The sequence below is a fragment of the Cryomorphaceae bacterium genome, assembly GCA_007695365.1.
GTDB lineage: Bacteria > Bacteroidota > Bacteroidia > Flavobacteriales_D > SKUL01 > SKUL01.
On record REDV01000153.1, the window covers coordinates 1 to 12,427 of the forward strand.

The following is a 12,427-nucleotide window of genomic DNA, read 5'->3' on the forward strand; positions in this document are numbered from 1 at the left end:
GTGCGAGACCAAAACCAGTGTTTTTACGCCCAGCCTTTTACCATTGAGGAGTTTATTCCGGCCATAGCCGCCTTTACCGCCAACCCGCAGGAAGGTACCGAGCCGCTCACCGTGCAATTCAACAACCAAAGCAGCGGCGCCACAGATTTTGAGTGGACGGTAGAGGGAGAAACTTTTACCACCTTTCAGCACCAACACACCTTTGACAGCGCCGGCAGCTACCCCGTACAACTCATAAGCTGGTACAACGAACCCCACTGTGCAGATACCGCCACAGCCACCATCATTGTGCACCCGGATTATACCCACAGTCTTTTTCTGCCCACTTTGTATGACAATCCTTCTGTAGCCTACACCATCCAAACCACCAACGTGGCGCACATACGCTACGAGCTGTACAACACCATTGGCCAGCGCCTGTACCACGTTGAGCAGGAGGTAAACAACGGCCCCACCGAGCTTTGGTACGGCAGCAGCTACGCAACGGGCTATTACTTTTACCGCATTCGCTTCACCAACGTTGAGGGCCAGCAATTTGAGGAAAAGGGAAAGGTGTTGGTGGTGAGGTAGGGGCGCATTTCAAACATTCTTTGTCATTTCGACCGGAGTGCTGAGGGTCGAAGCGCGAAGCAGCTTGATCAAAGCACCCCCTTCAACTCATCCAGCCTATGCACCTCATGGGTAACCTCCTCGCCGTGTTCATACTTGTTTACATTGAGGTACGCCTGGTCCATGCCCACACCCCGCGCACCGCGGATATCTGTTTCCAGATCGTCGCCCACCATAAGCGATGTTTCGATGCGCGCGCCGCTTAAGGTGCAGGCAAGGTGAAAAATAGCCGGCCCGGGCTTTTTGGTACCCGCCCTTTCGGAGGTTATCACTTCTTCAAAGTACGGTTGCAATCCTGAATGCTGCAGCTTGATATGCTGCACTTCCTCAAACCCGTTGGTGATGATGTGCAGCCTGTAGTGTGCGGCAAGGTGGTCGAGCAGTTCAATGGCTCCGGGCAGCAATTGGGTTTTTCGCGGACTGATAGCAATGTAATCATCGGCGAGGCTGGCAGCCAGCTTCTCGTCGTCCACGCCAAAAAGTCTTAGTGTATCGGCAAACCGAATGGTGCGAAGCACGGCCTTTGTAATCTCCTGTTGACGATACAACGCCCAGTAGTGCTCGTTGATTTTCTGGTAGCTCGAAATAAAGGAGTCTGTGTCTTCCACCCCTCGTTCGCGCAAACTGTGTGCTGCAATCATTTCGAGCAGTGCCTCGCGCGAGTTGCGGTCAAAATCCCACAGGGTGCGGTCGAGGTCAAAGAAGATGTGTTCGTAGCGCACCATTTACTCTCCCAAAAATGAGGTCATAGAAGTTACCCCCAGCGCCCAGATAAAGATAGAAATCATCAGCGCGGGCAGCATGGCCGGGTGGTGCTTAAAAAACTTGGCCGACACCACGGAGCCGATGGGTATGGACAGTATTACCGGCGTGAGAAAAGCCATACCGGCTACGCCTACCCTGCGCTTGGTGCGCACCATCAATTTATTGAAAAAGGTAAAATACCGCACTTCTACCTGCTCACCTCGCGCGCGTTTTTTGGCTTGCTTTCTGAGTGTTCGTTGGCGATGGTACTCCATCACCCGCGCGCTGAAAATGTAGAAGAAAACCACACCACTGCACCCGCCGGCTGTGGTAATGGCCACGGTTTCCCAATAGGTGTAGCCCAGCAATTGAGCAGCCGGAGGCGCAAACATAAACCTGACCGATGCTGTCAGGAAAATGAGTACCGCTTCGAGGCCGTACATGGTTTAGCTTTTTTTACCGTAGGCCAGGTCCCCGGCGTCTCCTAGTCCGGGAACGATGTAGGCCTGTGCCGTGAGCTCGTCATCTACGGCACCCACCCAAAACGTGGTGTTCTTGGGCATGTGTTTTTTGGTGTAGCGCACACCTTCTACACTGGCAATGGCCGCTACCACGTGAATGTGTTTGGGCCTTCCGCGAAGTGCGAGCGACTTATACACGAGTGCCATGGACGCCCCGGTAGCCAACATCGGATCCGTAAGAATCAACACTTTATCAGTAAGGTCGGGGCTCGACATATACTCCACCTGAATCTCGAAAGCATCTCCCTTTTTACTTTTCCTGTAGGCAGAAACAAACGCATTTTCGGCCCGGTCAAATACATCCAGCACACCTTTGTGCATGGGCAATCCGGCGCGAAGAATGGTTCCCACCACAATTTCATCGGTAAAGTCGTTTACCTCAGCGGTGCCCAGGGGCGTTACAACCTCGCGCGCTTGATAATCAAGTGTTTTACTGATTTCAATAGCGAAAAAACTCCCGATTCGCTCAAGGTTAATCCTGAAGCGCAGGGGGTCCTTCTGGGTTTGGGCATCGCGTATTTCGGCGATATAGCGATTGAGGACGGAAGGCGTTTTGCTGTAGTCGTTGGTTGGTGTCATGCGATGAATTTGGAGAGAGAACTGCGACAAAGTTAACTTTTTAGATGCTCACCGGATTGACAACTGCGCAGCGTTGCTTCATATACGCGTCGCCAGCCCTGCCATTCACGTTCTTCGCAAAGAGAGCTGTTGTGCCACAAGCAGTAAAACACTCCTCCCACTTTTCGCACGCTATCAATGAGTTCGTCAGCCAGTTCAATGGCGCTTTCGGGTTCCAGTTTCATGTAGTGATTGAGCGTTCCGTCCATATAGGCAAAGGGATGCACCTTGAGTGGGGTAACCTGGTTTTCGGAGAGGTCAAAGTATTGGAAAGGCGTACAGAGCGACGCGCGAAAACCTGCCTGCTGTGCATAGCCCATGGTGAAATCATCGGTAATACCGGCGTTGATGAGCTCTTTGTAGGTATTGGGAAAATTCAGGCGGAGATAATGTTGGCGGCTTTCTGTAACGGGAGCACCGAGAATACGGCGCAACCTGAGCACCTCCTTGCGCAATTGCTGTCTCGAATATTTGGATTCGTACGACGGGTGAATACCCACATTGGCCACAGCGGCAATGCGGTGTATCAGTTTAATCATGGCCTTGTTGTGGTGATGACTGTTGCGATCGAAGGTATTGAAGTCACCGAGGAGCATAAAAAACCGGGCATCCAAACTGCTGTCGTTGATGGTTTGAAAGACATAATCGTAGGTGTCGTAAGGGTCGGGCTCCAGTCCCAACAGCACGCGAAACCTTCGCCAGGCCGCGCGGAAGCGAAACAACACGACCTCCCTTCCCAGTGCCGCGGTGGTTCGCCACCAACCCTTGTGACGATATGCCCAGCCCACGTCAATATCAAAGGTTATTTCAGCGCGAAACTCTTTGGAGTTGAATGATATCTTAGGGCGGGCTGTCTGAACCAGGACTTTAATGGCCAGGGCCCACTCATTGATCAAAGGCCTCCGCAAAAAGCCCTCGCGGTAGGCAAGGCTCTCGGATGCGGCAAAACGCTCGTGCCTATCAGGACTAAATGGCAGGTACTCCTCGTAGCGGCTGGCAAGATAGAAACTGGCCGCCAACCAATCGAAACCCACTTCGGGACTGTCATTGGGAAAGAGTACCGGCAAGCCTTGCCACTTTCCCACGGCCACTGAAATGGCGCGGGTATCGCTGCGAAACATCCATTCCTGCGGAGAAATGTTTACGTGCGCCTGGAGCTGCTTGTTGGAATAGTTCAGGCCAAACACCCCGGGTTGATGAAGGTCGTCGGGGTTTTGGGTTACCTTGTAGGTGAGCCCCAGCAGATTTCCAAAGAGCAAATCCACCGCATAGGCCACACGGGGCGAGGGTTTTTCGGTATAGACAACTACGCTCACAGGTTTCCTTCGTCCATAAAGCTGTAGTAGCCACGGTGGGTAACAATGATGTGGTCGAGGACCGGAATTTCGAGTACTTCTCCCGCTGCCTTCAGTTTCTTGGTGAGGCGAATGTCTTGCTCGCTGGGGCGCAGGTTTCCGGATGGGTGGTTGTGCACCAATATGATAGACGAAGCGTAGCGTTGAATGGCCGATTTGTAGATAATCCTGGCGTCGGCCACGGTTCCGGCTACTCCGCCGCTGCTCACCCTCACTTTTTCAATCACCTGATTGGCACGGTCAAGCAGCATCACCCAAAACTCCTCGTGGTTGATGTCTGCAAGGTGAAACATCTCTTCGTACACCTGGCTGCTTTGCGTGATTTTTAATCGCTCGGTAGGTGATTCGGCCTTGCGTCTGCGGCCCACTTCCAGCGCAGCGGCTATGGAAATGGCCTTGGCTTCTCCGATGCCGGGGTAGTTCATCAAGTCGTGCAAGGTAAGCCTGGCCAAGGCACTAAAACTCTGACCCGATTCTTTCAAAATGCGTTGCGACAGCTCTACGGCGCTCTCTTTGCGGTTGCCCGAACCAATCAAAATGGCAATAAGCTCGGCGTCCGAAAGCGCCGATGCCCCCTTGTAGAGTAGCTTCTCGCGCGGACGGTCATCTTCGGCCCACTGCTTAATGGCTAGTTTACTTACATCTTTCACGGTGTGCATATTGGATGGAACCCCGAAAATAAAAAAACCCCTGCGTTTTCGGCAGAGGTTTTTTTCGTCTCAATTGTTTCAATCTGTCCGCTAGGCAGATAATGAGTTCACGTGGCGCGTAATTCCAGACTTAAGGTTCGCGGCCTTGTTTGCGTGAATAATGTTTTTCTTGGCCAATTTATCAATCATGGCAGTTACCGAGGTCAACAACTCACCGGCCGCTTTGGGATCGGTGGTGCTTTTCAACTTGCGTATAGCATTTCGCGTAGTTCTGTGGAAATAGCGGTTGTGCAGACGACGGGTTTCGTTTTGCCGGATTCTCTTGAGCGCTGATTTGTGATTCGCCATAATACTTGTTGTTATCCCAAAATTTTGGAGGGGCAAATATAGACCTTTTCACCAATCCCACCAACAAATTTCCGAAACTTTTCAGAAGGAAATTAAATCCTAATTTTGAGCAGAACCCGAACAAAAACTACAGAACGATGAAAATTGGAGTATTACTTGCAGGATGTGGTGTTTACGACGGATCGGAAATTCACGAAGCGGTCTTTACACTGCTGGCCATTGACGAATTGGGGGCCGAGGCGGTGTGCATGGCTCCTGATACAGATCAGCACCACGTGGTGAACCACCTGAACGGCGATGAAATGAACGAGAAGCGCAACGTATTGATAGAATCTGCGAGGATCGCAAGAGGGGCTGTACAGTCTTTGAGCGATATAGATATCAGTCAATTGGACGGTCTGGTCATTCCCGGTGGATTTGGTGCTGCGAAAAACCTCAACCAATGGGCACTGAGCGGCCCGGATGGCGACATCAACCCCGAAGTACGGAAAATCATCCGCGCTTTTCGCGATGCATCCAAACCCATAGCAGGCCTGTGCATGGGCCCTACCGTTATTGCCAAGGCATTTGAAGGGAGCGATGTTCACGCCACCCTTACCGTGGGAAGCACAGCCGAAGCCTCGCCTTACGACATTGAAGGAATCAGCAAAGGCATGGAATCCATTGGTGCCAAATCAAGTATGCGCACCCTGCGCGAGGTGGAAATTGACAACCACAACCTCATCGTTACCGCGCCCTGCTACATGATGGAAGGCTCGATTAAGGAAATCCGCGCCAACATCAAAAAAGCCATCGAGGAACTGGTTCAACTTATTCAAAAAGCAAACTAACATACTATGTCAACACTGGTGATTGTCCGCCACGGACAAAGCGAATGGAACAAAGCCAACAAGTTTACCGGCTGGGTAGATGTAGATCTCGCAGAGCGCGGAATTCAGGAAGCCGAGCAAGCCGGCGAGCAACTCAAGGATTACCGCTTTGATGTGGCCTTCACTTCCGGACTGAAGCGCGCACAGCGAACCCTGAACATCATCCTCCAAAAATCAGAACAACCCGATGTACCTGTAACCGCCCATGAAGCCCTCAACGAGCGCATGTACGGCGATTTGCAAGGAATGGACAAAGACGAGGCCCGCGCGCAGTTTGGCGAGGAGCAGGTTCATGTCTGGCGCAGGAGTTTCGATATTGCCCCTCCCGGTGGAGAGAGCCTCAAAGACACGGCCGATCGCGTTATTCCGTATTTCGAAGAGAACATTGCACCCGCATTGCGCGAGGGTAAAACCGTAATAATTTCGGCACACGGCAACAGCCTGCGAGCCCTGATTATGCATCTGGAAGGTCTTTCGCAGGAGGAAATCCTGAAGGTAGAGGTGGCCACCGGAAAACCAAAGATTTACAAGCTGGACGATGACCTGAGAGTATTGAAAACAGATCATGCGGAGGCTTAAAATTGTAACATCGGCCATTGCGCTGCTTTTTTTCCTCACCGGATGCGAAGCCGACCGGCGGGTAAACTACAAGCAGCACCCTGAACTTCGGCAGGCAAAAAAGGACTTCGGCTCGCTGTACGAGGCCATCGTTGAAGCGGGCAACAGCTACTACCGGGAGAATGACGCTCTGCACGAATACCTTCTGCGTCAAACGTCTGCCATGTATCGCACCAGGTATCTTATGGCCGACTCTACTCTGCACTACTTTCCCGAGCTCACCTCAGCCTCAACCAAAGAGGTGTTTGAGGAAAAGTACAAGCGCATGATGCAGGAGCAACTCGACAGGCCCGCTCAGCCAGACGATGGTTCAACCGGCCCCGTTCTGAATTGGGCGCAACTCTACCCATCCATCACCACAGAGCTCGAAAGGCGCAATAAACGCGTACGCGAAATGAGGGCCGGAATAGAAGCCGCAAAAGCGGATACATTAGCCGCTCCGGCTGCCAGGGACACCACATTGCCGGGATTCAGTGTGATGCCCACCCGCTAAGCCTTTAAGCCCCAAAAAGTGCGGGAACGAGGTAGTTGGAAAAAAGCCATATCACCAAAATAGCAACGGCATTGAGCACAATACCCGCCTTTACCATCTGATGCACGCGTACCATTCCACTGGCAAACACAATAGCATTGGGCGGGGTTGACATGGGCAGCATAAAGGCGCAACTCGCTGCCAGGGTAACCGGTATAGCCATCACCGTGGGATGCACATCCATTCCAACCGCAATGGCAGCAACCACAGGTACAAATACACTGATCAGCGCCACATTACTCATAACCTCTGTAAGAAGCAGCGAAATGGCCACGAGCCCAAGGGTAATCCATATCCATTCAACGGCACCCCAACCGCTGAACACCTCCCCTACCCGATCTACCCAGCCCACCCAGCTCAGGGCATTGGCAAGCGACAGTCCGCCGCCAAAAAGCAGCAAAATCCCCCAGGGAAGTCGGCGTGTATCCGACCAATCGAGCAAGGTGCCCCGGGTACCATCTCCGGAAGGCACCACGAATAGCAGGATACCACCCAGGATGGCAATGCCACTGTCTCGCAGCGATTCCCACCCCAGCACGTCGCTCAGCCACTGCCGGCTCACCCACATCGCTCCTGTGAGACAAAAAACAGCCAGCACCCTCTTTTCCTGTTTCGACATGGTTCCCAGCGAAGTCAAGGCATCGCGAATAGCAAATTCACCTCGCTCAAACCTGCCAATACGGTTGGGGTACAGCACCTCCGTGAGCAACACATAAGTAAGCACCAATAGCACGACTGAAACGGGAATACCGATCTTCATCCATTCGAGAAAGCCAATCACTATATTGTGTTGCGCTTCAAGAATTCCGGCCATCACCACATTGGGTGGCGTACCGATGAGTGTTGCCATACCCCCGATATTCGCGGCATAGGCAATACCCAGCATGAGCGCCAGCCCAAAATTTCGGGTACCGCGTCCCACTTTTTCTTCGTCGCTTTTAAGCAGCTCCACCACCGACAATGCAATTGGAAGCATCATCACCGTGGCAGCCGTGTTGCTGATCCACATACTGAGCAAAGCCGTTGCCAGCATAAATCCAAGCACAATGCGGTTAGCGCTGTTGCCTGTCCGGCGCACAATCTGAAGGGATATCCGCCTGTGCAGGTTCCATTTTTCGATGGCCAGCGCAAGAAGAAATCCGCCGAGGAAGAGAAAAACTATATCGCTGCTGTAGGGTCTGGCAGCTTCGGAAACCGGCATTACTCCCAGCCACGGCAGAAGCAAAACCGGAAGCAGCGCCGTTACTGGCAGCGGAACGGCTTCGCTAACCCACCAGATGACCATCATGGCACCCAGTGCCAGCACACGCCATGCCTCAGGTGAAACACCTTCGGGAGCGGTGAAGAGTCCTGACAGCAATACGAGAAGCCCGATTATCAGCCCCAATCTGTTTCTAATCATCCGTTCGCACCTGCTTTGCTGCGAAAGTACAGAAAGATACACAACCCCGCCAACCATATTAAGTACTGATATTGTGCAATCTACACTCAAGGCCCGGCCTCCGTCACACAAATACCCCTTTTGCGGTATTGCCCAAAATACTCCCCACCCGCATTTTTGCCGCTGTTTAAAACCATTCTAAATAAGATACCATCACATCATATGAAAGCACTTTTTAAAAACCCTCCTGCTGCCCTCGCCACCTTGTGCATCTTTTTCCTGGCGACCTCAGCTTTTACCCAATCAGGCAGCGGGGTACTTTCGGGAAAAGTAACCGACCTGAACGACCTTCCACTCGCGCATGTAAATGTTGGCGTGGTGGGCAATGGCCACGGCGCCGCAACCGATGAACAAGGCAATTTTACCATAGCGAACATGCCGGCCGGCACCTATGTAGTTGGGGCAACCATTATCGGCTACCAGGAAGCCACCAAAGAGGTGGAAATTCGGGCAGGTGAGACCACGGAGGTTCTCTTCAAGCTTCGTGATGCCCTCTACCAGATGCCCCAGGTAAATATTCTTGCGCAGCGCGAAGGCATTTTTGAAACCGTACCCGGAGCTCTCACCTATATTGACCGAAAGGAAATTGACCGCATCAGCCCGGTAAGCGGCAATGAAGTTTTACGACGTTCTCCGGGTGTGCACGTGGTGGATGAAGAAGGCGCCGGTATGCGGTTAAACCTCGGCATCCGGGGGCTGAACCCCGACCGAAGCCGGTCTGTATTGGTGATGGAAGACGGAATTCCTGTAGCCTTATCTCCCTACGGCGAACCCGAACTTTACTACACTCCGTCCATGGATCGCATGGAAGGCGTTGAAATTCTGCGCGGAAGCGGATCCATACTGTACGGCCCGCAAACCATTGGTGGTGTGGTGAACTACATCACCGCCGACCCTCCCGAAGGACAGGAAGGAAGCATCAATATGCGCGGTGGTCAGGGAGGTTATTTCAGTGGCAACATGTTTTACGGGCAGACCAAGGGAAAAGCCGGTTTTACAGTGAATTATCACCGTCGTCAGGCTGATGACCTGGGCCCTACTCAATTCCGGATCAACGACCTCACATCCAAGTTTAAGCTTCAGATCAACAAAAGGTCTAACCTCGGAGTGAAGCTGGGGATTTATGACGAAACGAGCAACTCTACCTATGTGGGCATTACCCAAACCATGTTTGATGCAGGGGGGCAAGACTTTGAGCGCATTGCTCCATTTGATGTATTGAATGTAAGACGCTACTCTGTTAGCGCCACCCACAATTACCTCATCAGCAAGCGCACCAAAATTACCACCACAGCTTTTGGCTATACCACTATGAGAAACTGGCAGCGCCAGGATTTTGCCTACAACAGCTTTGATGCTGAGGGTAACCTCAACCCTCCTCCCGGTAATTTCAGCGGTGTGGTATGGGGTGATGAAAGCGTTGATGGTGGTGCCATCTACATGCGCAACGGAACCGGAAACCGCAACCGAAGTTTTGATGTGGCAGGTGTTGAAAGTCGCTTAACCAGCAACTTCAACCTGGGTAAACTAGACAACGAGTTCACGGCAGGTGCGCGCTTTATCTATGAACGAGCCTTTGAACAGCGAATCAACGGAACCAAACCCGATGCACCCTCAGGAGTTCTTCGGGAAGATGAAATTCGCACAGGATATGGATCTTCGGCCTACATTCACAACAGGTTTAAGCTCAGCAAACGTTTTTCTGTTACAGCGGGCACGCGCATAGAGCATTTCGACTATATGCGGGATATCCGGCGACGTCCTTTCGACGGAGTAGTTACAGACACTTCGCTTGTAACCAGCAGCGCATTGGTTCAGGTTATTCCGGGAGCAGGATTTAACGTGCAGGTAAGCGATAAGTACGCAATCTTTGGCGGACTGCACCGCGGGTTTGCGCCTCCCCGCATCAAAGATGCCATTTCGGGTGAGGGAGAAGCTTATGAACTGGATGCTGAGCGAAGCTGGAACTACGAACTTGGCTTCCGGTCGCAGCCATTCAGGGGAGTTCAACTTGATGTAACAGGATTCTTTATGGATTTCTCCAACCAGGTCATCCCGGTTTCTGAATCCTCGGGTGGATTGGGACTGGTAGTTGCCGGCGTGATGAATGGCGGTGCCACGCAACACCTGGGTGTAGAGGGTCTGATTGCTTTTAACTTCGGAGAAATGGCCCGGTGGGAGAAATTCAACGTGCTGTTCGACGCAAATGTAACATGGGTGCAGGCCACCTTTTCAGAAGACAGGTTTAAGCAACAAGCCGGGCAGGACGTAAACATTGCAGGCAACCGCACACCCTACGCGCCTGAGCTGTTGATTTCCTCGGCGCTTACCCTGGAGCATCACAGCGGACTGGCGCTTCGCACCACACTCACGCACGTAGGTAGCCAGTTTGGCGATGAACTCAACACCGTGGAGCCTTCTGCAAACGGGCGTATCGGGCTTATTGATGCTTACACCCTGATTGACATGAATCTATTCTACCACATGGAAAAAATCAACACCACATTCAATATAAGCGTGAAAAACATCACCGACGAGCGGTATATCGTAACCCGTCGTCCTCAGGGAATTCGTGTGGGATTACCCCGGTTTATTACAGCGGGCTTTAAATTCAGTTTTTGATTGATTACCAAATCGTTTCGCTGGTCTGACAACCTTCTGCTGAAGTGCTTTTTCTGCAGAACACCCCTGTTCAGTCGGGGTAAAAAAAGTCCCTCCCACAATGCGTTTGGGAGGGACTTTTCATATCCATAAACGTCGTTTACCGCGAAAAGAACAGACGGGTAATGAAAATTCCGTTGCCGTCTCCTTTACCGGCATCGCTTTCCACCGCGCTGGTTACAAAGGTCAGGTTCCAACCCTGCGCAATCAACTCGTCAATTTTGGCCGCAATCAGTGCATCGTTTGAGGCAATGTTCTGAAAGTTGATCCCCGTCATACTGTAAAAGTTCAACAATTTGGTTTCGGAGAAATTATCCACCTTGGCGTCTTTACGACTCACCTTCCCCTGCTTGGTGTCCGTACCGTCGGTGCGCTCTGTGGTAAGCAAGGATATATCTGCATCCTCTTTGGTTTCAATAATTCTTGAGCGACCAATACCCGCAGGCACGATGCTCTCCACAATGGTCACTACTTTAAAATTTTGCTGGGCAGCTCCCTCAGGAACAGAGCAAAAGAACATTGCTACCACAGCGGCAGCCATCCAGAATTTACTTGTCATGTTATTTGGGTTTTTGATTTACAACCAAAAATACAAAGTGCGTGCCCGTTTGTTTAGCGACGCAGCTTCATGTAGAGAAATGTGGATCCACCCTTGTCATCATCGGTAACACCCACCAGAGACAGTTTATTCTTGCCCACTTTCAGCACATCCACCGACTCAATTTTACCCATGTAAGGCTCGCCTTTTTGCGTGACGCGCGCAATTTGCATTTCCCTTTTTTTGAGCTTTTTAAGCGGAATCAAGCCCACAAAACTGCCGAGCACCTCACCGTCGTCAAACGAAGAATCGGTGCGCTCAACCGACGCACTGAAAACCAATACATGTTCACCGCTTACCTTGGTCCCTCCTGAAAATCGTGCTTGAACACCATCAATTTCGGGTAATTCAAAGTCGTAAAAGTCAATTCTCAATTTCTTGCGCGCCTGCTTTTTACCTTTCCACTTCATAAAGCGCGTAAAGGCAAATTTGGGCACCAGAATCAGTTGGTTGGTGCCGCGGTTCATAAAAATGATATGGTCTTTCCATGAGGCAGCTCCCTCGATGTTGAAATCCTCCGGAGCGATGTTACCCTGCTCCATCATTTTGTTGTAGAGATGCTTCAGTGAGTACGACTTCACCTCGTAACCCTTTCCGGTAAAGCGCACCCGCGTCATTCGTTTGCGGTGCTCACCACTTCCTGAACCAAAAATGAGCAAGTCTTTGCTGTTGCCCCATTTGTAGTTCACCATGGCTTCCCAGTCGGGTTTTTCCTCTTTGGGAATGCGATCTACACCCGGTGTCACCTTGTCATGTATCAAAAAATGCTTGGTGATTTGCAGGTTGGTGTCGAGACGAAATAAAAACGGACTGTCGTCGCCCACCACATAAAAATACTTCCCCTTTTGCTCCAGCGCCGAAGC

At 51.6% G+C, this 12,427-nt stretch carries 14 protein-coding genes; 5 read left to right on the plus strand and 9 right to left on the minus strand.

What is annotated here, in order from left to right:
- Positions 1-570, plus strand: coding sequence for a hypothetical protein (locus tag EA392_15055; GenBank protein TVR36403.1), 570 nt, complete (start codon positions 1-3; stop codon positions 568-570).
- 68 nt (positions 571-638) lie between these two features.
- Here the strand turns inward: EA392_15055 and EA392_15060 are convergent, their stop codons facing one another.
- From EA392_15060 to EA392_15085, 6 genes are all read right to left on the minus strand, one after another.
- A complete protein-coding gene (locus tag EA392_15060) occupies positions 639-1,334 on the minus strand; it encodes a noncanonical pyrimidine nucleotidase, YjjG family (GenBank protein TVR36404.1) in 696 nt (231 codons plus the stop codon).
- Positions 1,335-1,745, minus strand: coding sequence for a hypothetical protein (locus EA392_15065; GenBank protein ID TVR36405.1), 411 nt, complete (start codon positions 1,743-1,745; stop codon positions 1,335-1,337).
- A gap of 54 nt (positions 1,746-1,799) precedes the next feature.
- Positions 1,800-2,453, minus strand: coding sequence for a uracil phosphoribosyltransferase (locus tag EA392_15070; protein ID TVR36406.1), 654 nt, complete (start codon positions 2,451-2,453; stop codon positions 1,800-1,802).
- 32 nt (positions 2,454-2,485) lie between these two features.
- Positions 2,486-3,808, minus strand: a complete 1,323-nt coding sequence (locus EA392_15075; protein ID TVR36407.1) for a hypothetical protein — start codon at positions 3,806-3,808, stop codon at positions 2,486-2,488.
- Positions 3,805-4,506, minus strand: coding sequence for a JAB domain-containing protein (locus tag EA392_15080; protein ID TVR36408.1), 702 nt, complete (start codon positions 4,504-4,506; stop codon positions 3,805-3,807). Before EA392_15080 ends, EA392_15075 begins: the two co-directional genes overlap by 4 nt.
- An 81-nt stretch (positions 4,507-4,587) precedes the next feature.
- Entirely contained in the window at positions 4,588-4,845 is a 258-nt protein-coding gene (locus EA392_15085; GenBank protein TVR36409.1) for a 30S ribosomal protein S20, read from the minus strand.
- A 137-nt stretch (positions 4,846-4,982) separates the two neighbouring features.
- Here EA392_15085 and elbB point away from each other — a divergent pair, with 137 nt between their 5' ends.
- The 3 genes from elbB to EA392_15100 are packed head-to-tail and all read left to right on the plus strand — an operon-like array spanning position 4,983 to position 6,825.
- Positions 4,983-5,675, plus strand: coding sequence for an isoprenoid biosynthesis protein ElbB (gene elbB / locus EA392_15090; protein TVR36415.1), 693 nt, complete (start codon positions 4,983-4,985; stop codon positions 5,673-5,675).
- A 6-nt stretch (positions 5,676-5,681) separates the two neighbouring features.
- On the plus strand, positions 5,682-6,293 hold the full coding sequence (locus EA392_15095; GenBank protein ID TVR36410.1) for a 2,3-diphosphoglycerate-dependent phosphoglycerate mutase: 612 nt from the start codon (positions 5,682-5,684) through the stop codon (positions 6,291-6,293).
- A complete protein-coding gene (locus EA392_15100; protein TVR36411.1) occupies positions 6,280-6,825 on the plus strand; it encodes a hypothetical protein in 546 nt (181 codons plus the stop codon). The genes EA392_15095 and EA392_15100 overlap by 14 nt, the downstream gene beginning before the upstream one ends.
- A 4-nt stretch (positions 6,826-6,829) precedes the next feature.
- On the opposite strand, the gene EA392_15105 is transcribed toward EA392_15100, so the two are convergent.
- Entirely contained in the window at positions 6,830-8,266 is a 1,437-nt protein-coding gene (locus EA392_15105; protein ID TVR36412.1) for a DASS family sodium-coupled anion symporter, read from the minus strand.
- 156 nt (positions 8,267-8,422) lie between these two features.
- Here EA392_15105 and EA392_15110 point away from each other — a divergent pair, with 156 nt between their 5' ends.
- Positions 8,423-10,927: a TonB-dependent receptor gene (locus tag EA392_15110; protein ID TVR36413.1), complete on the plus strand. Its 2,505-nt coding sequence runs from the start codon at positions 8,423-8,425 to the stop codon at positions 10,925-10,927.
- 139 nt (positions 10,928-11,066) lie between these two features.
- Here EA392_15110 and EA392_15115 read toward each other — a convergent pair whose 3' ends face one another.
- Together EA392_15115 and EA392_15120 are read right to left on the minus strand one after the other, a co-directional pair.
- Positions 11,067-11,507, minus strand: a complete 441-nt coding sequence (locus EA392_15115; protein ID TVR36416.1) for a hypothetical protein — start codon at positions 11,505-11,507, stop codon at positions 11,067-11,069.
- A 71-nt stretch (positions 11,508-11,578) separates the two neighbouring features.
- Positions 11,579-12,427, minus strand: an 849-nt coding sequence (locus EA392_15120) for a hypothetical protein (GenBank protein TVR36414.1), incomplete at its 5' end; no start/stop codon positions are given.